General features: G+C 45.0%; 21 protein-coding genes and 2 pseudogenes. 7 read left to right on the plus strand and 16 right to left on the minus strand.

Annotated features, from left to right (window positions below; genetic code table 11):
- Positions 1-33: 33 nt before the first annotated feature.
- The 3 genes and pseudogenes from ON006_RS32455 to ON006_RS26610 form a co-directional block, all read left to right on the plus strand.
- Positions 34-351: pseudogene (locus ON006_RS32455) on the plus strand (ATP-binding cassette domain-containing protein); the annotation flags it as partial.
- A 363-nt stretch (positions 352-714) separates the two neighbouring features.
- A pseudogene (locus ON006_RS32460) lies at positions 715-909 on the plus strand (ABC transporter C-terminal domain-containing protein); the annotation flags it as partial.
- Positions 910-964: 55 nt separating this feature from the next.
- Positions 965-1,594: a DedA family protein gene (locus ON006_RS26610; RefSeq protein WP_244821223.1), complete on the plus strand. Its 630-nt coding sequence runs from the start codon at positions 965-967 to the stop codon at positions 1,592-1,594.
- Here ON006_RS26610 and ON006_RS26615 read toward each other — a convergent pair whose 3' ends face one another.
- On the minus strand, positions 1,595-2,119 hold the full coding sequence (locus tag ON006_RS26615) for a gamma carbonic anhydrase family protein (RefSeq protein ID WP_244821224.1): 525 nt from the start codon (positions 2,117-2,119) through the stop codon (positions 1,595-1,597).
- Positions 2,120-2,264: 145 nt separating this feature from the next.
- Here ON006_RS26615 and ON006_RS26620 point away from each other — a divergent pair, with 145 nt between their 5' ends.
- Entirely contained in the window at positions 2,265-2,828 is a 564-nt protein-coding gene (locus tag ON006_RS26620) for a YqgE/AlgH family protein (protein WP_244821225.1), read from the plus strand.
- 18 nt (positions 2,829-2,846) lie between these two features.
- Here ON006_RS26620 and ON006_RS26625 read toward each other — a convergent pair whose 3' ends face one another.
- Entirely contained in the window at positions 2,847-3,068 is a 222-nt protein-coding gene (locus ON006_RS26625; protein ID WP_244821226.1) for a hypothetical protein, read from the minus strand.
- 172 nt (positions 3,069-3,240) lie between these two features.
- Here ON006_RS26625 and ON006_RS26630 point away from each other — a divergent pair, with 172 nt between their 5' ends.
- The 3 genes from ON006_RS26630 (at position 3,241) to gcvP (ending at position 7,784) form a co-directional block, all read left to right on the plus strand.
- Entirely contained in the window at positions 3,241-4,497 is a 1,257-nt protein-coding gene (locus ON006_RS26630; protein WP_244821227.1) for a metallophosphoesterase, read from the plus strand.
- A 54-nt stretch (positions 4,498-4,551) separates the two neighbouring features.
- Complete coding sequence (locus tag ON006_RS26635; protein ID WP_244821228.1) at positions 4,552-4,758, plus strand: hypothetical protein; 207 nt, start codon at positions 4,552-4,554, stop codon at positions 4,756-4,758.
- A 131-nt stretch (positions 4,759-4,889) separates the two neighbouring features.
- Positions 4,890-7,784, plus strand: a complete 2,895-nt coding sequence (gcvP, locus tag ON006_RS26640; protein ID WP_244821229.1) for an aminomethyl-transferring glycine dehydrogenase — start codon at positions 4,890-4,892, stop codon at positions 7,782-7,784.
- A 93-nt stretch (positions 7,785-7,877) separates the two neighbouring features.
- Here gcvP and ON006_RS26645 read toward each other — a convergent pair whose 3' ends face one another.
- The 14 genes from ON006_RS26645 to ON006_RS26710 all read right to left on the minus strand — a co-directional run bounded on the left by ON006_RS26645 (position 7,878) and on the right by ON006_RS26710 (position 23,262).
- Positions 7,878-8,396: an NADH-quinone oxidoreductase subunit J family protein gene (locus ON006_RS26645; protein ID WP_244821230.1), complete on the minus strand. Its 519-nt coding sequence runs from the start codon at positions 8,394-8,396 to the stop codon at positions 7,878-7,880.
- Between the two features lie 35 nt (positions 8,397-8,431).
- A complete protein-coding gene (locus tag ON006_RS26650; RefSeq protein ID WP_244821231.1) occupies positions 8,432-9,025 on the minus strand; it encodes a NuoI/complex I 23 kDa subunit family protein in 594 nt (197 codons plus the stop codon).
- An 18-nt stretch (positions 9,026-9,043) separates the two neighbouring features.
- Positions 9,044-10,123: an NADH-quinone oxidoreductase subunit NuoH gene (gene nuoH, locus ON006_RS26655; RefSeq protein ID WP_244821232.1), complete on the minus strand. Its 1,080-nt coding sequence runs from the start codon at positions 10,121-10,123 to the stop codon at positions 9,044-9,046.
- A 39-nt stretch (positions 10,124-10,162) separates the two neighbouring features.
- On the minus strand, positions 10,163-11,278 hold the full coding sequence (locus tag ON006_RS26660; protein WP_244821233.1) for an NADH-quinone oxidoreductase subunit G: 1,116 nt from the start codon (positions 11,276-11,278) through the stop codon (positions 10,163-10,165).
- 34 nt (positions 11,279-11,312) lie between these two features.
- Positions 11,313-12,653 carry an NADH-quinone oxidoreductase subunit NuoF gene (nuoF, locus tag ON006_RS26665; RefSeq protein ID WP_244821234.1) on the minus strand — a complete coding sequence of 447 codons (1,341 nt, stop codon included), beginning with the start codon at positions 12,651-12,653 and terminating at the stop codon, positions 11,313-11,315.
- 27 nt (positions 12,654-12,680) lie between these two features.
- Complete coding sequence (nuoE, locus tag ON006_RS26670; protein ID WP_244821235.1) at positions 12,681-13,178, minus strand: NADH-quinone oxidoreductase subunit NuoE; 498 nt, start codon at positions 13,176-13,178, stop codon at positions 12,681-12,683.
- A gap of 26 nt (positions 13,179-13,204) precedes the next feature.
- Complete coding sequence (gene nuoD / locus ON006_RS26675; RefSeq protein ID WP_244821236.1) at positions 13,205-14,431, minus strand: NADH dehydrogenase (quinone) subunit D; 1,227 nt, start codon at positions 14,429-14,431, stop codon at positions 13,205-13,207.
- An 18-nt stretch (positions 14,432-14,449) separates the two neighbouring features.
- Complete coding sequence (locus ON006_RS26680; protein ID WP_244821237.1) at positions 14,450-14,950, minus strand: NADH-quinone oxidoreductase subunit C; 501 nt, start codon at positions 14,948-14,950, stop codon at positions 14,450-14,452.
- A 6-nt stretch (positions 14,951-14,956) separates the two neighbouring features.
- Complete coding sequence (locus ON006_RS26685) at positions 14,957-15,499, minus strand: NADH-quinone oxidoreductase subunit B (RefSeq protein ID WP_056279561.1); 543 nt, start codon at positions 15,497-15,499, stop codon at positions 14,957-14,959.
- A gap of 28 nt (positions 15,500-15,527) precedes the next feature.
- Positions 15,528-15,902 (minus strand): NADH-quinone oxidoreductase subunit A, encoded by a 375-nt coding sequence (locus ON006_RS26690; protein WP_244821238.1) that lies wholly within the window; start codon positions 15,900-15,902, stop codon positions 15,528-15,530.
- A gap of 195 nt (positions 15,903-16,097) precedes the next feature.
- Positions 16,098-18,236: a T9SS type A sorting domain-containing protein gene (locus ON006_RS26695; RefSeq protein WP_244821239.1), complete on the minus strand. Its 2,139-nt coding sequence runs from the start codon at positions 18,234-18,236 to the stop codon at positions 16,098-16,100.
- A 155-nt stretch (positions 18,237-18,391) separates the two neighbouring features.
- Positions 18,392-21,574, minus strand: coding sequence for a T9SS type A sorting domain-containing protein (locus ON006_RS26700; protein ID WP_244821240.1), 3,183 nt, complete (start codon positions 21,572-21,574; stop codon positions 18,392-18,394).
- A gap of 75 nt (positions 21,575-21,649) precedes the next feature.
- Positions 21,650-22,657: a GTPase ObgE gene (gene obgE, locus ON006_RS26705; protein WP_244821241.1), complete on the minus strand. Its 1,008-nt coding sequence runs from the start codon at positions 22,655-22,657 to the stop codon at positions 21,650-21,652.
- Positions 22,658-22,692: 35 nt separating this feature from the next.
- Complete coding sequence (locus tag ON006_RS26710) at positions 22,693-23,262, minus strand: adenylate kinase (protein ID WP_244821242.1); 570 nt, start codon at positions 23,260-23,262, stop codon at positions 22,693-22,695.
- Positions 23,263-23,303: the final 41 nt, after the last annotated feature.

The following is a 23,303-nucleotide window of genomic DNA, read 5'->3' on the forward strand; positions in this document are numbered from 1 at the left end:
CTCATTAAAAACTTTGAATACACCTTCCGCCGCGGGGACAGGATTGGTATTGTGGGACAGAATGGTATGGGGAAATCCACATTGCTGAATATGATCACCGGCGAGCTGCTTCCTGATAAAGGGCAGATCGTGAAAGGAGAAACGGTTCAGTTTGGCTACTACCGGCAGTCAGATCTGGTTTTTAACGAAAATCAAAGAGTAATTGATATTGTAAAAGATGTCGCCGAGGTGGTACAGCTGGGAACAGGGGAAACTGTAACGGTTGGTCATTTATTGCAGGCATTTTTATTCTCTCCATCCAAGCAGTATGATTTTATATCAAAGCTAAGCGGAGGAGAAAAGCGCAGGTTGCAGCTTCTGTTAATTCTGATCAAGCAGCCTAACTTCCTGATCCTCGATGAGCCAACGAACGATCTGGACATTGCCAGCTTAAATGTATTGGAAGAATTTCTTCTGAATTTCCCGGGCTGTCTGGTCATTGTGTCTCACGACAGGTACTTCCTGGACAGGCTGGTACAGCATATATTTGTTTTCGAAGGCGAAGGTAAGATCAGTGATTTTCCTGGAAATTATACCGAACTAAGGGATTATCAGGATGAGCAGGAAGTTGAGAAAAAGGCCGGAGGCAGTACCAAGAATGTACTCGCTCCTCCTCCACAACCTGTGAAAGAAGCTGCGCCTGTGGTTGTTGCTACAAAGAGGAAGCTAAGCTTTAAGGAGCAAAAGGAAATGGAGCAGCTGGAATCAGAGATAGCGGATTTGGAAAAGAAAAAGAACCAGCTGGTTGAAAATCTGAATAATGGAGGGTCGCACGCCGAACTTGCACAATGGTCCAAGCAGATCGAAGAAATAACCGATAGTCAGGCCAATAAGGAAATGCGCTGGCTTGAACTCTCGGAAAATGCATAATTTTAGAAATGATAATTTGGGATTGAGTTAAGCTCAATCCTACTAATGCTTTCGTATGAATTCAATTGTCGAGTTTTTTCAATACATACTTAATTCAGAGGAGCTGATCCGCACGGGAGGATTGTTGGTTATCACATTCATTGTTTTCGCCGAAAACGGGCTGTTTTTTGCTTTTTTTCTGCCTGGGGACTACCTCGTTTTTCTGGCAGGAGTGTTTTGCGGCACTGGAATCCTGGACGTTCCGATTGTCATTCTGCTATTATGCATGTTCACGGCGGCGGTTCTGGGCTCGCTGGTTGGGTATATCTTCGGCAAATATTTTGGAGATATGTTTGAAAACAGGCCTGATTCCCTCTTTTTCAAGAAAAAACACATTGAAACTACCCGTAAATATTTTGAAAAATACGGAAGCCGTACATTGATTATCAGCAGGTTTTTACCGGTAGTCCGTACTTTCGCACCTATTTTGGCGGGCTTGGTAAAAATGAGCTTCCCGTCCTTTTTGATCAATAATGTAGTAGGTGGGGCAATATGGATCGGTGCATTGACGGGCGGTGGTTTTCTTTTCGGTGAGCGCTTTCCCTGGATCGTCGACTATGTTCAGTACATTATTATCTTCTTCCTCGCGATCACTACTTTCACTGTAATCAAAGGATATCTGAACGCCCGTAAAGAAATGGGCTGATCAAGCCTGTTCCTCTTCCTTAAACCAACCCGAGTAAGTGATGTAGTTATTAGCTGTCCTGTCGATGGCTGCGTTTAATTCGGGTGAAACGTCTTTCAGGTATTTTGCAGGGTTTCCGGCATATATGGTTCCAGGAGGAATTTTAGTGCCTTGTGTCACAATGGCCCCGGCAGCGACAATCGATCCCTCTCCAACTACCGCGCCATCCATCACGATCGCCCCCATGCCAATCAGCACGTGATCTTCAATGGTACAGCCGTGTACAATGGCATTATGCGCTACCGACACGTAGCTTCCAATGGTGGTGGCAAAACGCTGGTAGGTACAATGTATAACGGCCCCGTCCTGCACATTAGAATAATCACCTATACGGATACTGTTAACATCTCCACGGATAACGGCATTAAACCAAACTGTACAATTTCCGCCCATTACCACATCACCGACAATTGTTGCGTTCTCTGCAAACCAGCAGCTATCACCGAAAGAAGGATGATGCCCGCGAACAGATTTTATAAGTGCCATAATCTTATTTTTATTATATTTTCGTCAATATCCGGTTTTAAATTCGGAAAATAGCTAAAAGCAAATTTCCTTTTGTTCTTTGCCACCAAATTGTTGAAGAAAAATAAATATATTTCGTTTATGAATTAATCTTATCTGTCAGGATATGCCATCATCAGCTATGAAAGTTTCAAAAGGGAGCCTGTTAATTGCCAAGCCGTTTCTTGGCGATCCGAATTTCGAGCGGGGCGTTATCCTGATGTGTGAGCACAATGAGCAGGGCAGCTTCGGCTTTGTCCTCAATCAAATGACGGATCTTTTTTTGGGAGATGTACTGGACGATACGATCTATCAGGACATTACCCTGCATTTGGGTGGACCGGTTGAAAAAAACACGCTACATTTCATTCACCGGCGGCCTGACCTGATCACCGGCGGGTCGGAGATTATGAAGAATGTATTCTGGGGCGGTGATTTTACGGGCGTAAAAACCCTTTTGAACCTGAATACGCTCAAACAGGATGATGTGCGTTTTTTTATAGGTTATTCGGGATGGAGCGGCGGGCAGCTGGACGACGAGATCAGCCAGGATTCCTGGATCATTTCAAATACCAACTCTGATTTTCTGTTTACAACCCCGCCGGATAATTTCTGGCGTGAAATTCTTCGGAACATGGGAGGTGAGTATCGTTCGATTGCACATTACCCGATAGATCCCCGCTTAAACTAACAAATTGCTTATTTGCAGCTAGTTAGACTGACCGAAGCCATTGACAGATTCATAATCAGACTTGATACGGCCTACTTCTTTGGTCAGAAAGTGTTGTAGCTCCTCGTTAAATATCTTTTTATCTTCTTCCGGCAGCGACGCATACAAATCCTTCAATTCCTGATTGATTTGCGCCCTTTCTTCATCCGTACCCGCATTCATGGAGCGTATGTGAAATCTTTTAAAATCGTAGGTTGGCATAAAACATCATTTTAAATATTTTCAAATTTACCAAAAACCGTTTAGCTGTTAAAATTTGCCTTCAAAAGCATTAAAATCTCCATTGCTGTACATTGTTTCATAATCTGTTTGCGGTACCGAACGAGAAAACCATGAGCGCTGTTTGAAGTGGATATGATAATTGTCGTTTAAAATGAACAGAACCTTCTTTTTTATATTCTTAACATTCATTCTCATTGCTATTGACTGGTACGTTTGGCAAGGTCTCCGATTAGCTATTCGTAACCTGGCGCCTCTCACACAACGGTGGATTGGAGGAGCATACTGGGGAGTAACGCTCGCAACGCTTATCGCATATGTTGGAATGCAGCTTTTGCCGCCCGATTATTTCAAAAGCACCACCCGTACTTTCATCGTGGCATTTATCGCTATTCCTTATTTATCGAAATTGTTTGCAGTGCTAATATTGCTGGTGGATGACGTTCGGAGGCTTTTTCAATGGATTACCAGTTTTGTTTTCCCTTCTGCGGCACCCATTTCACCTGAAACAGGCGAGCCGACAATTCCGAGATCGCAGTTTCTGGCTACTACGGCTGTGGTGGCAGGAGCCGGTCTGATGGGCACTTTTGCATTTGGGATATTATCGGGAGCACACGATTACCGTATCAGACGCGTGAAAGTGCCGCTAAAAAACCTTCCCAGGGCTTTCCACGGGATGAAAATCGCCCAGTTGTCGGACATTCACTCGGGTAGCTTTTTTAACAAAACTGCCGTGAAAGGTGGCGTGGAAATGTTGCTGAAGGAGAAACCGGATATTGCATTTTTTACAGGGGACCTGGTCAATGACCGGGCGGTTGAGGTAAGGGATTACATGAACATCTTTGATAAAGTTAAGGCACCGCTCGGAGTACATTCTATTTTAGGAAATCATGACTATGGCGATTATTTTCAATGGGCGGACGTCAATGCGAAAACCAGGAATCTGGCTGATCTGAAAAAGGCGCACGAAGGACTGGGCTGGAACCTCATGCTGGATGAGCACAAGGCCATTAAAGTGGATGGCGAGGAAATCGGGCTGATCGGTATTCAGAACTGGGGCGCAGGTAATTTTGCCAAATACGGGAACCTGGAAAAAGCTTATCAACATACTGATGACTATCCGGTTAAAATATTGCTTTCACATGACCCTAGTCACTGGGAAGCGCAGGTTTTGCCGAAATACAAAGACATTGACCTCGCGCTGGCCGGCCATACGCACGGAATGCAGTTTGGTGTGGAAATCGGTAAATTGAGATGGAGCCCGGTACAATACCGTTACAAACAATGGGCAGGGTTATACGAGCAAAACGACCAGTATTTATATGTCAACAGGGGATTCGGCTATCTGGGCTACCCAGGACGTGTAGGTATCTTGCCGGAAATAACGATCCTGGAACTAGTGAAAGCATAAAATTTTAAGGAAGTTAATGCGTTCAATGTTAAGTAGGCAACCTGAAACCGTAAGATGATGAAAAAAATTACTCCCTGGCTTCTTGTATTCGCACTGGTTTGCGGAATATCGGGCGTAGAAACCCTGAGCGCGAAGCCAGCAGCTTCTAAAATGGAGTTGTTTGGTAAGAAAAAGAAATATAAAGGTTACAAAAAGCCTAAATCAAAAAAATTCCTTGGGATCTTCAAGCGAAAAACGGATTGTGGCTGCCCAAACCACTAGGAACTTCCTGCGTCAACATATTGTACATATTCAAGAGTAAGCATTGCCATCATTCTCTAAAAGATTTGGTTGGATTTGCTTACTTTTGTATTTTAAAACCACCTATTAACGGCACTCTCAGCCCAAGTTGAATGAAAGTTAATCTTCGAAACCAGGATAAATTTGAAAACCGTCACCACGGTAAGGATGCACAGGAATTGCAGGAAATGTTGGAGACCATAGGAGCGGCATCACTTGACGAACTAATAGATCAGACGCTTCCATCAGCGATCCGTCTGCCGAAACCACTGAATTTACCAAGACCGAGATCAGAGCAGGAATTTTTGCAGGGCATTAAAAAGATAGCCAGCAAAAATGCAGTTCTTAAATCTTATATAGGAACAGGCTACTACGATACCATTACACCGAATGTAATTCTCAGGAATATTCTCGAAAATCCGGCGTGGTATACGGCTTATACGCCTTACCAGGCGGAAATAGCACAGGGAAGACTTGAAATGTTACTCAATTTCCAGACGGTCGTTACTGATTTGACCGGAATGGAAATCGCGAATGCTTCTTTATTGGATGAAGCAACTGCGGCGGCTGAGGCGATGACAATGCTTTACAGCCTTCGTCCGGCAGCGAGAAAAAAAGCAAATACATTCTTTGTCTCAGAACTCTGCCACCCACAAACGATAGACCTGATCTACACGCGGGCTAAGCCTGTCGGTATTGATGTAGTGGTTGGCAATCACGCTACTGTGGATCTTGCAGATGAAAGTCTGTATGGTGTTTTGGTTCAATACCCTGCTACGGACGGAGAAGTAATAGATTATACCGATTTCATCGCAGCCGCACACGAATTGAATCTTTCTGTAGCAGTTGCCACGGATCTGCTCGCGCTTGCATTGCTGAAATCACCAGGAGAAATGGGTGCTGATGTGGTAGTGGGATCTTCTCAGCGTTTTGGAGTGCCAATGGGTTACGGCGGACCGCATGCAGCCTTTTTTGCAACAAAAGATGCTTTCAAACGTCATATTCCAGGCCGTATCATCGGGGTATCTGTTGACGCCGAGGGGAACAGAGCTTTAAGAATGGCTTTACAGACCCGTGAGCAGCACATTCGTCGCGAAAAAGCAACTTCTAATATTTGTACTGCGCAGGTATTGCTTGCTGTGATCGCAGGTGCATATGCTGTTTACCACGGACCTGAGGGAATTAAGACCATTGCTTCACGTGTCCACGGACTTACAAGACTTTTTGTTGATACAATCAGGAAGTTCAACTATGAAGTGATCACTGAAAATTATTTTGATACTGTTACCATCCAGACTAATCTGACCAGGAAACTGAGAGAGACGTCGGTGAAATGGGGTATCAATTTGAAATATAATAAAGAAGAAAGCGTAACGGTTTCATTCGATGAAGCGAAGACATTTGAAGACGTAATCGCGATTTTGAATGTATTTGCCGAGGTTTCCGGGTTTCAGGGAGAAATGGTGATCGATGAGGAACTGGAATTCGCATTCCCCGAAAATCTGGCGCGCCAGTCTGACTACCTGACACATCCTGTGTTTAATACGCATCATACAGAACATGAAATGCTGCGTTACATGAAATCTTTGGAGAATAAGGACCTTTCACTGGTTCATTCCATGATTTCGTTGGGTAGCTGTACGATGAAATTGAATGCTACGGCAGAAATGATCCCGCTTACCTGGCCGGAATTTGGAGCGATCCATCCATTTGCGCCGACCAATCAGGTTGGCGGTTATGCACAGCTCGTTAGCGAATTGAATATTTGGCTTTGTGAGATCACTGGTTTTGCTGCAATGTCATTCCAGCCCAACTCTGGTGCGCAGGGTGAATATGCAGGTTTAATGGCGATCCGTGCATACCACGAAAGCCGCGGCGATCACCACAGAAATGTCGCGCTGATTCCTCAGTCTGCACATGGAACAAACCCTGCTTCCGCCGTAATGGCCGGAATGAAGGTTGTTGTTACGAAAACGGATGAAAGGGGCAACATCGATGTAGCGGATTTGAAAGCCAAGGCAGAGCAATATAGCAACGATCTGTCTTGCCTGATGGTGACGTATCCATCGACACACGGGGTATACGAAGAAAGCATCATTGATATCTGTGAAATGATCCATTCTCACGGCGGCCAGGTGTATATGGATGGCGCCAATATGAATGCGCAGGTAGGGTTAACAAGCCCTGCTACAATTGGAGCAGACGTTTGCCATTTGAATTTGCATAAAACATTCTGTATCCCTCACGGAGGTGGCGGACCTGGTGTAGGACCTATCGGTGTGGCAGAACATTTGATGCCATTCTTGCCAGGACACGTTAATTTCAATGCGCAGCCTGAACATTTGCCTGCCGGTGTAGCTGGTGCGGTGTCAGCAGCTCCTTACGGCAGCGCGAGTATCCTCACGATCTCTTACGCATACATTGCAATGATGGGCGGCGAGGGGCTTACCAATGCTACGAAATACGCTATTTTGAATGCTAACTATATCAAGGAGCGTTTAAGCGGACATTATGACGTTCTTTACACGGGTACAAACGGGCGTTGTGCGCACGAAATGATCCTGGACTGCCGCTCGTTCAAAGCTGCGGGTGTGGAAGCAGAGGATCTTGCAAAAAGATTGATGGACTATGGTTTCCATGCACCTACATTGTCATTCCCGGTTGCAGGAACATTAATGATCGAACCTACGGAATCGGAATCAAAAGCTGAACTGGACAGGTTCTGCGATACGATGATCGCGATCCGTAACGAGATTCGCGAAGTAGAAGAAGGTACCGCTGATCGTACAGACAATGTTCTTAAAAACGCACCTCATACTTCACGGATATTATTGAGTGACGAATGGAGCCGGTCGTATAGCCGTGAGAAAGCTGCATTCCCGCTGCCTCATTTGCGTTTCAACAAGTTCTGGCCAAGCGTAAGCCGTGTTGATAGTGCTTACGGAGACCGTAACCTGATTTGCTCTTGCATTCCTGTGGAAGCATACACAGAAGTAGAAGCGAGTTAAGATAGACCAAATGTCATAAGAAAGGGGAGAAGCTCGCGTTGAGTTTCTCCCCTTTCTTATTGTAAAATATCTTAGAGACTGATTTTGTCCACCTTAGAAATGTCTTTCTCCGATCTCTCTTTTTCCCAACATTACCGCACCGACCATTGCTACCAAGAGCAAAATAGAAGCCAGCTCGAAGGGCAACAGGTAGTCACGAAAAAGCAAATGTCCCAGATTTTCAATCATCCCAACTTGTGAATCAAACTGGTCGGGATTGTAAGATGGAATAACGCTTTTGCGATAAGCCCCGAAAAGGATGACGAATACGGTACCACCAACAATGGTGGCTGCGACTTTGGTCAAATTAGTTTTCGATTCCTCGTGATCCTGCTTCATATTGAGGAACATGATCACAAACAGAAAGAGTACCATGATCGCCCCGGCATAAACAATGATGTTTACAGCCGCCAGAAACTGCGCGTTCAGCAAGATATAATGTCCTGACAATGTGAAGAATGTAAGGATCAGATACAGAACGCTGTGAATCGGGTTACGCGAAACCACTACCATTACTGCGCTGAGAATGGTCAGAAATGAAAGGAAGTAAAAAAATGATACTGTTGAATTCATAATATAATAGCTGCTGACAGTCTGGTTTAATCCGTTCAGGGAATAGCTCTTGGAACGACATTGGTAACTTCTCCACCAGCCCTTTTCAAGTCCAGTGCACGCGCCTCTTCTTTGGTCCAGGCTTCGCGGGTATAGCGGTTGTTCATATCCTCCACCAAAAGATCTTTTCCCCAAATTACCTGATCACGTTCTGTAAAAACGGGGATAAACTCGTCGTGACGCAGGTAAACAGCTTGTTTTGGGCAAGCTTCCTCACATAAGCCGCAGAAAATACACCTCAGCATGTTCACTTCGTAAACAGCCGCGTATTTCTCTTCGCGATACAATGTTTCTTCCCCTTTCTCACGTTCAGCTGCTACCATTGAAATAGCTTCTGCCGGACATGCTACCGCGCATAGACCGCAGGCTGTACAACGCTCACGGCCGTCTTCGTCTCTCTTTAAAATATGTCGTCCCCTGAATACCGGTCCAAGATATCTTTTAACTTCCGGGTATTCAATGGTTACTTTCTTAGCGAAAAAGTGCTTGATCGTAATCGCCAAACCTGTTGCAATAGCCGGCAGGTAGGCGCGTTCCATCAGCGTCATTTCTTTATTGCTTACTTGCTTGGAGCGATTTGTCAATTGCATGGCAATACGATTTTGGAATTAATTCAACCACGCAGTAATGACAGGCTTCAAGAAAAGCACGGCCGCACCAGTGATAATAATATTAAAAATAGCAAGAGGGATCAGTTTTTTCCAACCCAGGTTCATCAATTGGTCGTAACGGAAACGAGGGATAGTCCAGCGAACCCACATATAAAAGAATATAAAGAACAGGGCTTTACCAAAAAATACTGCCGTTCCAATCAATGTTGCAATGTTATGGCCAGTTTCAGTTCCCAAAGCGCTGGTCAGCTGGCTATAAACCCAATCCATTCCGGGATAATTATATCCACCGAAATACAGAACAGAAATGATCGCGGAAGAAACGAACATGTTGATATATTCAGCAAACAGGTAAAAACCCAGCTTCATACTACCATATTCGGTATGGTAACCTCCTACCAATTCAGTTTCACATTCGGGAAGATCGAAAGGAACGCGGTTACATTCAGCAAATGAGCAGGTAATGAAAATGATAAAGCCAAGTGGCTGATAAAAGATATTCCAGTTACCGCCATGCTGCTGCGACACGATCTCACCCAATGAAAGTGAGCTGCTCATCATCAAAATCGCAATAAGTGACAAACCCATAGCAACCTCATAACTGATGTTTTGAGAAGCTGCACGGATCGCACCAAGCAACGAAAATTTGTTATTGGAAGCCCAGCCTCCAACCATGATTCCGTAAACTCCCAGTGCGACTACCCCAAAAACATACAAGATACCAATGTTGGATTCGACGCCTTGCAGCGCAATTTCATGCCCATTGATACGAAATGTACTTCCAAACGGAATTACTGCGCTAGCCAGCAAGGCGGTAAGCATTGCCAAACTTGGACCTGCAATAAAAAGCCATTTGTTTGCCAGCGCGGGGATAAAGTCTTCTTTGAAAAACATTTTACCAGCATCAGCAAGCGGTTGCAAAAGTCCGCCCCAGCCAGCCCGGTTAGGCCCCATCCGGTCCTGAATAAAACCGGCCACTTTACGCTCTGCCCAGGTCGAGTACATGGCGATGACCAATGTCAGGGCAAAAACAGCGAATATGACTGCAGTTTTAGTGAGAAACTCCGTTAAATCCATTTTGTAAGCAAGGTTAAATTAGTCTCTATCAACTAATTATTAATTATTTTTTGCCAGTAACGAACGATGGTTCGCCTTGTCATTATTTTCTATACTCTGATGACGGATTGTTTCTTCGTCCGTAGTATAAGGACGTGAATCGTCGATAGGCTTGAACTGCGTAGAAGCCAGCTTCAATGCAAAATCAGGCTTTTTAACCAGATCAGCACGGTATTTGTTAGCCGAAATCACAGAGCTGCGTTTAACCTTCGAAGGTCCTTCCAATACCCAGTCACTTGTTTTCTTTTTATCAAAACGGCAGGTGTTGCAGATAAAGTCATTCACCTCGCCCCAGGTATTTTTCCGGGCAGTAACGCGGATCACTTCATCTCCACGATACCAAAGTGTAACTTTGCCGGAGCATTTATCGCAATCGCGGTGAGCATCTTCCGGCTTGGTAAACCACACCCGGTTTTTGAAACGGAATGTTTTATCTGTGAGTGCACCTACGGGACAAACATCAATTACATTACCTGAGAAGTCATTATCGATCGCTTTTTCAATGTAGGTACTGATCTCAGAAGCATCCCCTCGGTTCATGACACCATGCACGCGCTTATTAGTAATCTGATCGGCAGTGTACACGCAGCGGTAGCACAAAATGCAGCGCGTCATGTGTAGCTGTACGTGCGGACCGATATCAATTTTATCAAAAGTCCTTCTTTCTTCCTCGTAGCGCGTTTTTGCAGAACCGTGCTCAAATGCGAAATCCTGCAAATGACATTCACCAGCCTGATCGCAGATAGGGCAGTCGAGCGGGTGGTTGATCAATAAAAACTCAACAATGCTTTTACGGGTATCCAGTACATTCTGATTGGTCGTATTTTCAACAACCATTCCTTCCTGAACCTGTGTAATACAGGACGGAACGAGTTTCGGCATTGGTCGCGGATCTTTTGCAGAACCTTGCGCCACACGCACGAGACAAGCCCTGCATTTTCCTCCCGAAGCCGAGAGAGGTTTATAGAAACACATTGCTGGCGGCACGAGAGCGGCCTGGCTTTCATCAGCTTCTGCAATTTTACGTGCAGCCTGCATAATGGTTGTACCAGGTTCCACCTCGACTTCAATTCCGTCGAATGTGATTTTTATCAATTGAGGTTTAATTTCTTCCATGCCAAATCATGTACATTATTCTTCGTTGATTTGCTTATACCAGCGCCATTTCGCCCTGATATACCGCTCCCGGTTGCGACGCTTCCTGAGGGTTTGTGATATGCCACATAAATTCATCCCGGAAATGGCGAATAGCGCTGGCAACCGGCCAGGCCGCAGCATCTCCCAAAGGACAAATAGTATTACCTTCTATTTTTTTGGAAATATCAACCAAAAGATCAATATCGTGCATGCTACCGTGACCATGTTCGATCCGGTGCAAAACTTTCTCCATCCATCCCGTTCCTTCGCGGCAAGGACTGCATTGTCCGCAGGATTCGTGGTGATAAAAACGTGAGAAATTCCAGGTGTTTCTGACAATGCATGCTGTTTCATCAAAAACGATAAATCCGCCTGAACCAAGCATGGTACCCGTAGCAAATCCGCCGTCCGACAATGATTCGTAAGACATCAGGCGATCTTCGCCGGCTGCCGTTTTCATAATCAGGTTCGCCGGCAAGATGGGGACAGAAGAACCTCCTGCTACCAATGCTTTCAAATGATGACCTTTTCTGATGCCACCGCAGTATTCGTCAGAATTAAGAAATTCTTCAACGCTTACTCCCAATTCAATTTCATAAACACCTGGCTTCTGAATGTGGCCTGATGCTGAAATGAGCTTGGTGCCTGTGCTGCGACCTATTCCAATGGCTGCATAAGCATCTCCTCCATTGTTGATAATCCAGGACATGTTAGCTATTGACTCCACGTTATTGACAACGGTAGGACTTTGGTAAAGTCCCTTTACAGCTGGAAATGGTGGTTTATTTCTCGGGTTACCTCTTTTTCCTTCGAGAGATTCCAGTAATGCAGTTTCTTCCCCGCATATGTAGGCGCCTCCACCAGGTTGTACAACCAGTTCCAGATCGTAACCTGAGCCCAATATATTTTTACCAAGAAAACCCTTCGCTTTCGCTTCTTCAATGGCTTTTTCCAATATACGGATCACGTACATCAGCTCACCGCGCACATATATAAAGGATTTGTTGGCACCTAATGCAAAACTTGAAATGATCATTCCCTCGATAAGCAAGTGAGGAATTGACTTCATCAGGTGATGATCTTTGAATGTACCGGGCTCCGATTCATCCGCATTGCAGACCAGATAACGGGGAACACCTTCCGGCTTGGCCAGAAAGCCCCATTTCATTCCCATCGGGAAGCCAGCACCACCACGTCCGCGCACACCTGATTTTTTTGCTTCTTCCACAACTGCTTCCGGAGTCATGGTTTTTATAGCTTTTTCAACGGCAGTATAGCCTCCTTGCTTACGATAAACGTCGAAGGTTTCAATACCAGGGACATTAATATGCTCCGTTAATATTTTTCTAGCCATTTGAGGATAATATTTTCAGCCAGTGGCTTATTTGCTTAACTCTTCTATGATTTCATCGACTTTGTCATTCGTAAGGTTCATGTAAAATTGCTCACGAATCTGAAAAACGGGGCCCCAGCCACAAGCTGCAAGACATTCCACTTCTTTTAATGTGAAAAGTCCGTCAGTAGTAGTCTGACCGGCGTCGATGCCCAATTTCTTTTTAAGGTGACCGTACACATCTTCACCACCCATGAGGCAGCAAGGTCCGGTACGGCAATATTCAATCACATGTTTGCCGACAGGATCGAGATGGTACATCGTGTAAAAAGTAGCTACTTCATACACTTCCACAGGCTCGATGCTTAAAATGCCCGCTACATAATCCATTACTTCGCTGCTTAGCCAGCCCCATTGTTCCTGGGCTACGTGCAAAACAGGTAAAAGAGCCGATTTCTGGCGGCCCTCCGGATAACGTGCTATGATTTCTTTTACTTTCTCAAGTCGTTCCGGCGTGAACGCAACGAGATTTGGTGTTTCGGTCATTTCTAAATAGGGTCTTTAAACAAACTCTAAGCGTCCAGCTCTCCTGCAATTACATTAAGGCTACTCATCGTCAGGATTGCATCAGATAAGGTACTGCCTTTACACATTTCAGGGTAAGCCTGATAATAAATAAAGCTTGGTCTGCGGAAATGGAGACGATATGGAGCTCTTCCACCGTCGCTGATCAGGTAAAAGCCCAGCTCACCATTTCCTCCTTCCACTGCATGATAAACTTCGCCAGCCGGAGCGTCTATTTCGCCCATTACAATTTTGAAATGGTAAATTAGCGCCTCCATATTGCTGTAAACCTCTTTTTTCGGAGGAAGATAATATTCGGGTGCGTCAGCGTAGTATGGGCCTTCGGGTAAATTGTTGATTGCTTGTTCAACAATTTTCAGGCTTTGCCACATTTCCTCGTTACGCACCATATAGCGGTCATAGGTATCACCATTCTGACCAATTGGAATTGTAAAATCGAAGTCTTCGTAAGAAGAGTAAGGATTCATTACCCGCACATCGTAGTCGAGTCCTGCCGCGCGAAGGTTCGGGCCTGTAAAACCGTAAGACAATGCTCTTTCCAATGATATCGGACCTACATTGATCGTACGGTCCATAAAGATGCGGTTACGGTTTAAAAGTTTTTCAAGCTCGCGTAATACCGGAGGGAATGACTTGATAAATTCGTGTATCTTGCGGATAGCCGTGCTGGAAAGATCCCGCTCCATACCCCCCAAACGTCCCATATTGGTAGTAAGACGCGCACCGCACACTTCTTCGTAGATTTCGTAGACCTCTTCACGTTTCTGCATTACATACAAAAACCCGGTAAAAGCACCGGTATCCACACCCAAAATACTATTACAGATAATGTGGTCTGTGATCCTGGCGAGCTCCATCATGATCACGCGGATATATTGCGCTCTTTTTGGAACTTCTACGCCCAGAAACTTCTCCATTGTCATGTGCCATCCCAGGTTATTAATCGGGGATGAACAGTAGTTCATGCGATCGGTAAGCGTTGTGATCTGATAGTATGGTCTTCTTTCGGCGATTTTTTCAAATGCGCGGTGTATATATCCAATGGTCTGCTCGCCGGAAACGATCTTCTCTCCATCCATTTTAAGGATATTCTGAAAAATTCCATGGGTAGCAGGGTGCGTCGGGCCGAGGTTGAGGGTGGTCAGTTCTTCAACCAGTTCAGGCAACTCGGTTTTAGAAGGAACGTTATGCGGTAATAATTCAATATCTGCCATATCTTACTCAGTATAGGGTCATCGGCCAAAAAGGGCATCTATTTTATCTTCGCGGGTAGCATCTTCGAGCGGATACTCTTTTCTCATCGGGAAATAATCCATTTCTTCAATGTTGAGGATACGTGTCAGGTTCGGATGTCCGTCAAACAAGATACCAAAAAAGTCGTATGTTTCTCTTTCCATCCAGTTGGCGCAAGCAAATAAACCCGTCGCAGTCGGAATGTGAATGTCAGCCTCAGAAATGGATACTTTAATCCTGATGCGGAAATTATGCACGAAGCTGTGCATGTGATAAACTACCATGAACTCTTTGCCGGTATTATCGGGATACTGCACGCCTGTCAGGTCTGTCAAAAAAATGACCTGATAAGTTTTGTGATCGCGCAAATATTCAAGAATCGGAAGGATCTCTTCACGGGTTGTCGACAATGTCAGAAGTCCGTATGGTTCTTCAAAGTCAAAAACCTGATCACCAAATTTTTCCAAAAGCGCTTCGGCTACCTCCTGGTTACTTAGCATAGGGGGTTATTGAATATTATATGATGCTAATAATTCCTGATATTCGTCGGTGTTCCGGCGGCGAAGTTTCTCATTTTGAGCGAGATATTGTATCTGCATCAAACCGTCAATGATCTGCTCAGGCCTGGGCGGGCAGCCGGGTACGTATACATCCACAGGTATAATTCTGTCGATACCCTGCAAAACGCTGTAAGTATCGAAGATCCCGCCGCTGGATGCGCAAGCACCAACAGCCATTACCCAGCGGGGTTCAGCCATTTGAAGGTACACTTGCTTCACAACAGGCGCCATTTTCTTCGCTATCGTTCCCATTACCATCAACAAGTCAGCCTGGCGTGGGGAAAAGCTTGGTCTTTCAGAACCGAAACGTGATATATCGTAATGTGCTCCCATAGTAGCCATGAATTCGATTCCACAGCAGGAAGTGGCAAAAGGCAAAGGCCACAGCGAATAACTGCGGGCCAGACCGATCGCTTCATCAAATGAAGTTGCAAAAAAACCAGATCCGCTATGTCCTTGCGGAGCCTCCACTATCGTTACTTCTTTCATAATTTCTCCGTATTTCAATGTTTGAAGCTTACTCTTCCCAGTTTAGTACACCCTTGCGGATTACGTAGTAGAAACCAGAAAGCAGCAAAGCCATAAACAATAACATTTCAACGAAACCAAACATTCCTAGGTCCTTAAAATTAACAGCCCATGGATACATAAATATCACCTCGACATCAAAAAGGACAAAAAGGATTGCAACCAAAAAGTATTTTACTGATATCGGTGTCCGGGCATCACCTACTGATTCGATACCGCATTCGAACGGATCATCTTTCAGTTTGCTTTTACGGCTGGGACCAATGAGGTGTGTTACGATCATGGTTCCGCCAATGAATCCCGCAGCCAGTAAGAATTGGACTAAAATGGGTAGATAATCGGAAGGGAAATAAGTGTTTTTCATTGATATATGATCCAATTATAATCTGCTAGGTCTGCTTTCAATAGTTGTAAACGGTTACTTTCTTCCCGTTTCTCAAAATTAGCCTTTGCAAATTTATCAATCAAATTCTTTACTTTTTCTTTTGCCTAATTAGTATCATACTAAATAAGCCCCGGGTGTCCGGGGCCTATTTAGTAAAAAACCAAGATGGAATGTTTATCTGATTACAATTTGCTTGGTAAGGCTCTGCCCCTGACCGGTTACTCGGAGGATATATTTGCCCGTCGGCAGGTGGCCTACCTCAATTTGTAAACGGCTGTTCAACAACCGGGGGGTTGTAGTTTTGATCACTCTTCCGAAAATATCGAAAAGTGTCACTACTGCATCCTGAATATTGTCTCTTGATTCAATGTAAACAAAGCTTCCCTGGCTTGGATTTGGATAGATCACTACCTCATTCTGTTCGTTTGTTTTGAAATCGTGGGCGGCAGTATCGGAGTAACAGGTAAGAGCATTGTCGCCTATGGTGAACACAACTTTTGCTTTTGTTGAATAAGTACCTGTCTTTAAAATCTTGATGATCGCTGCGGTCGTATCAGTTTCAGATCCGGGTCTTCTCCACAAAAACTGCTCGTTAAGGCCTGGTTCTGTGATGCTGGCAGTAATGCTGAAAGGCCCGGAAGCTGCGATAACTGGTTTCGAGATTTTAGGCCGAATCACCAAAGAGGATACGGGTGAATTCTCGGATACACAACCAAAAATATTCTGAGCTTTTACGAAATAGTTGCCAGTTTGGCTGATTTTAGCTGTTGCGCCGGTTGCAAGGGCAGTAGTACTGCCTTCTTTGTACCAGGTGTAAATGTCACTGCCTTCCGCTACTGCAAACTGAAATGACGAATCCGCGCAAGCCTGTTGCTGTCCCTGCTGTAAAATACTAGGCTGAACAGGTTTCGCACCGTTGTCGAGTACGACTACTGATGTAAGGATAGAGTTGCCTACGTCATCGCGAACCGTTGCGCGATATGTGCCGGCTCCTGAAACCTTTATGGTATTGGTTCTTTCTCCTGTGCTCCATTCGTAGGACGCATAGCCTGCTGGAAGTGTTATGGAAACTGCATTATTTTCGGTTACACACGCCGCTGTGATAGTAGGAATTGGTGCTGGGCCGGCCGGAGGTACGGTAGAGAAGAAATTGGCATCAAGGCTTTCATTCCAAGCATTAGCTAGTATAGTTAATGCTTGTAAACCAATGAAGTGAGTTTTATCTACTGGTCTTAATGGGTCAAGCGGATCGGTTTCGGGACCAGGATAGGTCGGATTGAACTTTGTATCCAAAACAGCATTTTGGGCTGCAATGATTTCCGGGTTTACTCTGGCTGGTTGTATTGTATCAGGCGATGTTCTGCTGGTACGGGCGATCACCCAGGTAATTCTCTTGTTGGTTTCAGTCGATAACTTATTAATGATTAACTGAAGCTGGTCACGGTAAAAAGCAGCAGGGGTATTAAACCTTGAATCTGCTTCACCTTGCATCCACAAAATGGCTCTTAACCCATACTGATTTCCATAGTTTCGAGCTGCTATACGAAGATTGGCATAGGGCATCTGAGGCACATACGTGAAGCCTCCGTATTTGTTCTTGGTAGTTTTGCCCTGTGCGCTGTAAGACCAGTTTTCAATTGCTGTCCCTTCCCATGCAACATTGATAAATACTACGGGAACGTTTAGTTTGGCGACTAGCATATCTCCCAAAAGCCCCCAGCACCAGGGAGTTTGACCCCGGGGCGACATTGTTTTCAATCCGTCGGTAATTTTCGAAAAAACAGGTGGGACCGGGTCTGTTAATAAGTCGTTATATTGACCGAGCTCGTCATTTTCATAGTTTGAAATATAAATGACCCTGTCGTCATTGGCGCCAGGCCCCGGATATTTCTTAAGTCCCTGCGCATTGGATTGTCCGGCAATGATAAAAACCTCTCCCACGCCCATTCTGGCGAGAACATCTCTTCCTACAATTTTACCGTCAGAAACCGCTCTCACTTCCAATGTATACCATCCTCCCAAAAGCTTAATATTACCTGCAAAAACGCCTCCTTTCGGTGCAACCTGCAAATCCTGCCATGGCAGCTCAAAGCCCTGACCTTGGGCTACCGGCACAGCCCGAATTTCTACTTTGTCCATTGGAACTGTAAAAGTACCGGAGACGGTAATTTCTCTCTGGCCTGTAAGATCTTGTTGATAAACAGCCTGGAAAGTAGGAGAAGTAATTTTAATTTGAGAAAATACCGTTGATGAGATGGCACAAACCAACAGCAATGCCTTTGCCACTACCGGAAGAATAATTCTATAACGCATTTGTAAACTGATACAGGGTAAAGTTTTTGTATGTGTAACGTCGGTTTGGGTTTTGTTAAAGTATTCATTACAAAACGGTCACAAATGTAAATGAATATTTTTGCTAAAATATCACTATTCCGTTTTTTTGATTAGACACAGCCGCTCTCGTCCATTTACTGAACAATTATGAGCTTCTGAGTGGCACTGAATGATGGGGACGAGACACGAATAACGTATATACCGCTCGAAAGTCCGGACAAACTGAAGAAGTGCTGTCGATCAAACTTTTTGACTGTGAAAGTCTTATGAATGACGCCGCGGCTGTCGATGATCTGTACTTGCGCGTTAGTAAGGTTTTGCAAAGTTTCGACGGTTACCCGGCCCGTCGCTACCGGGTTAGGATAGGCTACAAAGCCTGGGTTGTCAGTGTCAATATAGAATGTGAATGGTTGTGAAAAATCGGAATAGCAAGTAAGCGTCGGACTGTATACAATGGTATTATTTACGACGTAGGAGCCTGAGCGTATTGCTTTAAGAGTGGCCGTTGTGTCGACTAGTTGGACATTATTCAGTTTCCAGACATGATTACCGGCATTGAGGTTATTTTCGGCCAGCAAAGTAAAAGTACCGATCTGCCTGATGGTCGGAGCGGAAGGAGAAGGTTTCACATCTACCGGAATCTCTGCGGAGTATGGTGAGTAGCATCCCTTTTCGTCTTTTGCCCTGGCGGAATAAGTCCCAGAGGCAAATACGCTAAGCATGTCACTTGCTGTACCTTCGTTCCAATAAAAATCGTTTCCTCTTGTAGCTTTCAGTATCACTGTATCTCCGTCACAAAAAGTAGTAGCACTCGATGCCTGAATGATAGGCGAGGGAGGTAACGCTAATGTCTGAGTAGTGATTTGGTTACTCGGGTCAGAGTAGCATTGAAATTCGTTGATAGTCTGAACAGAATAGGTGCCGGCAGTAGTAACTTTTAAAGTTTGCGAAGCAGCGCCGTTGCTCCACAAAAATCCAACAGCCTCACTCGAACTGAGGTTAACACTCAGATCCGCACAGAAAACCAGTGGTCCGTCAGCCGTAATTGTTGGCTTCACGGGAAGCGGATTTGCCACGACCTGAACTACCGGTGAAACAGGAGAAACACAGCCCTTTTCGTCTTTCGATGCGATGGTAAAATTTCCCGAACTGCGAATTTCAATTTCCCTGCTCGTTTCGCCATTGCTCCACACATAAGAAAATGCTTCACTGCTTTGTAACGTGGTATAATCACGCAAACAAAACGTGGTTGGCCGCAATGAGGTAATGGTCGGCGTAGCGGGTAGCGGGTTTACTTTCACATTCACCACGTCGGATGTGGACTCGCAACCGTTGCCATCACGCTGCATCAGGCTGAACTGCCCGGTTGCTGCAATCGAGATCGCTTTGGTAGTAGCTGCATTGCTCCAAATGTTGCCTGTTTCGTAGTTCGAAGTCAATGTTACACTTCCTCCGTCGCAGAATTCGGTCGAGCCGCTCAGTCCGATAACCGGTTTCTGAGGCAGTGCATTCACTTTTACTTTTACAACATCCGATTCAGGGGAGTAGCAACCTTCGTTATCGAGGGCTCTTACACGGAAGTCACCAGAACTTCTTACTGTGATAGTCGGGGTTCCCTCACCATTTGACCAGACATTTTTTTCCTTTGAATCAGATGTTAGTTTTACCTCTCCACCGTCACAAAATTCAAGTACGCCCGATGCAGTTACTTTCGGTGTAGCTGGCAATGGTGAAGTTACGACCCTCATGACTACTTTTTCGGAAGTAGACTCACAGCCATAGGCATTTCTTGTAGTAACGAAATATTCACCACCCGCAGTGACAGGAAGGTGATCGCTGGTGGAGCCAGTGTTCCACCTTACATTTTCAGAAGTGCTTGAAACTAAGGTAGCAGTGTTACCAAGACATACCGGGTTGCTGCCATCGATTCTGATCGTAGGTTGGTTTGGCTGGATTTGGCCATTGATCCGTATTTCAGGGGAAAATATAACATTACCTCTCCCGTCACGAGCAGAAACGCGGTAGGTACCGTTTCCAACCTGGATACTATTTGAGTTTTGTCCATTATTCCAATTAAATGATGACATTCCATCATTAGTGACGGTCAGGTTCAGATTGCCATTTCCCGCACAGGATGCGGAGATTCTTAAAGGGCTTACTGCTTGAAGTGGATCTGAGTTAGCAAAAAAGTTGTCATTGAGTTGTTGGCTCCATGCTTCTCCGAGTTGGGTTAGACCCTCATTCTTAAAGTGGACACCGTCTTCGTCCTGTCTCGGGATCTGAATCAAGTCCGTGAGAGGTCCTTGAAATACATTAAAAACCTCATTGATTACCCGTTGTTGCGCGTCAGTAATCTGCTTATCAGTTCCGTTCCTATTGTTATAAGAAGTGATAGATACCATCCAGGGTATGTTTTTGCCAGCGTCGTTTCTGCTGGTTTCAATAACTGTTTTCAAATCATTGAAATAACGATCACCTCCTGTATTGAAGTCATTGTCAGCCTCGCCCTGGATCCATAGGATACCCCTCAAACCGGTAATCGGAGTGTAGCGTTGGATGACATCTCGCATGTTGCCGTAAGGCATTCCGCTTGGCTCTATCGGAACTCCGGTATACACCGACTTGCCGGTCCCATTTATGCTTTCGCGCCATGCCATAACAGAGGTGCCATACCAGGCAACATTATAGAACAAAACGGGTACATTGAGCTTTTCGACTAATTTATCCCCCAATTTGCCCCAGGCCCATGCAGAATATCCCCTAGGAGAAATATGAGAATCGGCATTCAAATGAGTAAATTGTGGATTACTTGGAAGGTCTTGATAAAGCTGCGGAACCTCAGTCTTGTTATGATTAACACTGTTAACCCGGTCATCCTGAGCACCCTGTTGGCCAAATTTGGGTTCTGCTGGAAAGCCCTGACCATTGGATTGCCCAGCAATCATAAAAACCTCTCCTACACCGACATGAGGTACCTGATAGGAATCAATAACCTGATCACCGCGTATGGCCCTGACTTCCAGATTATACCATCCGCCTTTGGCATCATTAAGACTACCGGAGAAAAAACCACCTTGAGGATTGTCCTGAATGACTCTCCAGTCAATGGGCTCACCGCCATTCATGGGGTTTAATTTCGCCTCAATGCGGTCGGTGACCTTGCTGTAACTGCCAGATATATATATTGTAGCGGAATTGTTTCTATCACGTTGAAAGACAGCGCGATCAGTAGGGTAATCAATGCTGATCTGGCCGAATGATTTTATTGAAATAACGCTCAATCCTACCCAAAACAAGTATGGTAGATAGTGTTTCATAGTAACTGAAAATTCATTAAAGTAACTCCTGGGACACACAAGATGCATCAAAAGGTTGCCTCTTTCAAGAAATTTTTATTTTACGGAAAACGGCGAATTAATCAGTTGCCATACTGCATCTTTCAATTGTTCAATGCCTTCTTGTGATATTGCTGAAAATAAAAGACTTGGAATATTTTGGGGTAAGGTTTTTTGTAAGCTAACGCGTTGTTCTTCTGAAAGAACATCAATTTTGGAAATTGCCAGAATGCGGCTTTTATCGAGGAGGGAGGGATTGTAAATACGTAGTTCTTCTACAAGTGTCTGATACTCAGCATTGATGTCTTCACTATCAGCAGGTACCATAAAAAGCAATATTGAATTTCGTTCGATATGCCTCAAGAAACGAAGGCCGAGGCCCTTTCCTTGTGATGCCCCTTCAATAATTCCAGGGATATCGGCCATAACAAATGATTTGTAGTCACGATAGGACACTACACCAAGGTTGGGGACCAGGGTGGTAAACGGATAATCGGCGATTTCGGGTCTTGCGGCAGACACGACCGACAAAAGAGTGGATTTCCCGGCATTCGGAAATCCAACTAGCCCTACATCAGCAAGCACTTTCAGTTCGAGGATAACCCAAGCTTCCAAGCCAGCTTCACCCGTTTGAGCATGCTGGGGAGTCTGGTTGGTAGCCGATTTGAAATGGTCGTTACCCATTCCCCCACGTCCGCCACGCAAAAGGATCAGCTCCTGGCCGTCCTCGGTAATCTCGAAAAGCTGCTCGCCGGTTTCGGCATTTTTGGCAATAGTTCCAAGCGGAACTTCAACGATAATGTCTTTACCAATAGCACCAGACCTTCTTCCTCCTTCTCCACCCTTACCGTCAAAAGCTTTGAGGTGCTTGGTGTATTTTAAGTGAAGAAGCGTCCAGAGTTGCGAATTTCCTTTCAGGATCACATGCCCTCCACGTCCACCGTCGCCACCGTCAGGGCCACCTTTTTCAACGTGTTTTTCACGCCTGAAATGCAGGGAACCCGCTCCGCCAGCGCCGGAACGAACATTAATTTTAACGTAATCAATAAAGTTAGAGGAGGCCATGTGCTGTATAGTGTATATATGATTTAAGGCAACGGTTATTTGGAAATTGCTTTGGTAATTTCTCCAAAGATAAAATCAATTTCCCCGATACCGTTTATTGCGACAAACTTATCCTGTTCCTGGTAGTAGTCTGCAACCGGTTTTGTTTTGCTATTGTACTCTTGAATGCGCTTGCTGATCAGTTCTTCATTCTGATCGTCAGGACGTCCGGAAGTTTTTCCTCTGTTTAGCAAACGGGTCAGCAATTCCTGATCATCTACTACCAGGGCGACCATCACAGAAATACTTTCATTGTAGCTGGCAAGCAGGTTGTCCAAAGCTTCGGCCTGTTTTACTGTACGCGGAAAACCATCGAAAATAAAGCCAGGAGCGTCCCTGTGGTCTTTCAGCTTGTTATCAATCATTCCAATCACTACTTCATCAGGTACTAATATTCCCTGATCCATCAATGTTTTGGCCTTCATTCCCAGTTCGGATCCTGCCTGAATTTCGGAGCGCAACAGGTCACCGGTCGAGAGGTGAATGAGTTTGTATTGGGCAATAATTTTTTCACTTTGGGTGCCTTTCCCTGCACCAGGAGGGCCAAACAGTATAAGATTCAGCATAGTTGCATTGAAAATTGATGTCGCAGTAGATAGGTGAATTT

The sequence above is a fragment of the Dyadobacter pollutisoli genome, assembly GCF_026625565.1.
Taxonomy (GTDB): Bacteria; Bacteroidota; Bacteroidia; order Cytophagales; family Spirosomataceae; genus Dyadobacter; species Dyadobacter pollutisoli.

Excerpts from the sequence above, each read along its gene's own strand:
- ON006_RS26610 (WP_244821223.1), top strand. The coding sequence starts at position 965 with ATGAATTCAATTGTCGAGTTTTTTCAATACATACTTAATTCAGAGGAG.
- ON006_RS26615 (WP_244821224.1), bottom strand. The coding sequence starts at position 2,119 with ATGGCACTTATAAAATCTGTTCGCGGGCATCATCCTTCTTTCGGTGAT.
- ON006_RS26620 (WP_244821225.1), top strand. The coding sequence starts at position 2,265 with ATGCCATCATCAGCTATGAAAGTTTCAAAAGGGAGCCTGTTAATTGCC.
- ON006_RS26625 (WP_244821226.1), bottom strand. The coding sequence starts at position 3,068 with ATGCCAACCTACGATTTTAAAAGATTTCACATACGCTCCATGAATGCG.
- ON006_RS26630 (WP_244821227.1), top strand. The coding sequence starts at position 3,241 with ATGAACAGAACCTTCTTTTTTATATTCTTAACATTCATTCTCATTGCT.
- ON006_RS26635 (WP_244821228.1), top strand. The coding sequence starts at position 4,552 with ATGATGAAAAAAATTACTCCCTGGCTTCTTGTATTCGCACTGGTTTGC.
- gcvP (WP_244821229.1), top strand. The coding sequence starts at position 4,890 with ATGAAAGTTAATCTTCGAAACCAGGATAAATTTGAAAACCGTCACCAC.
- ON006_RS26645 (WP_244821230.1), bottom strand. The coding sequence starts at position 8,396 with ATGAATTCAACAGTATCATTTTTTTACTTCCTTTCATTTCTGACCATT.
- ON006_RS26650 (WP_244821231.1), bottom strand. The coding sequence starts at position 9,025 with ATGCAATTGACAAATCGCTCCAAGCAAGTAAGCAATAAAGAAATGACG.
- nuoH (WP_244821232.1), bottom strand. The coding sequence starts at position 10,123 with ATGGATTTAACGGAGTTTCTCACTAAAACTGCAGTCATATTCGCTGTT.
- ON006_RS26660 (WP_244821233.1), bottom strand. The coding sequence starts at position 11,278 with ATGGAAGAAATTAAACCTCAATTGATAAAAATCACATTCGACGGAATT.
- nuoF (WP_244821234.1), bottom strand. The coding sequence starts at position 12,653 with ATGGCTAGAAAAATATTAACGGAGCATATTAATGTCCCTGGTATTGAA.
- nuoE (WP_244821235.1), bottom strand. The coding sequence starts at position 13,178 with ATGACCGAAACACCAAATCTCGTTGCGTTCACGCCGGAACGACTTGAG.
- nuoD (WP_244821236.1), bottom strand. The coding sequence starts at position 14,431 with ATGGCAGATATTGAATTATTACCGCATAACGTTCCTTCTAAAACCGAG.
- ON006_RS26680 (WP_244821237.1), bottom strand. The coding sequence starts at position 14,950 with ATGCTAAGTAACCAGGAGGTAGCCGAAGCGCTTTTGGAAAAATTTGGT.
- ON006_RS26685 (WP_056279561.1), bottom strand. The coding sequence starts at position 15,499 with ATGAAAGAAGTAACGATAGTGGAGGCTCCGCAAGGACATAGCGGATCT.
- ON006_RS26690 (WP_244821238.1), bottom strand. The coding sequence starts at position 15,902 with ATGAAAAACACTTATTTCCCTTCCGATTATCTACCCATTTTAGTCCAA.
- ON006_RS26695 (WP_244821239.1), bottom strand. The coding sequence starts at position 18,236 with ATGCGTTATAGAATTATTCTTCCGGTAGTGGCAAAGGCATTGCTGTTG.
- ON006_RS26700 (WP_244821240.1), bottom strand. The coding sequence starts at position 21,574 with ATGAAACACTATCTACCATACTTGTTTTGGGTAGGATTGAGCGTTATT.
- obgE (WP_244821241.1), bottom strand. The coding sequence starts at position 22,657 with ATGGCCTCCTCTAACTTTATTGATTACGTTAAAATTAATGTTCGTTCC.
- ON006_RS26710 (WP_244821242.1), bottom strand. The coding sequence starts at position 23,262 with ATGCTGAATCTTATACTGTTTGGCCCTCCTGGTGCAGGGAAAGGCACC.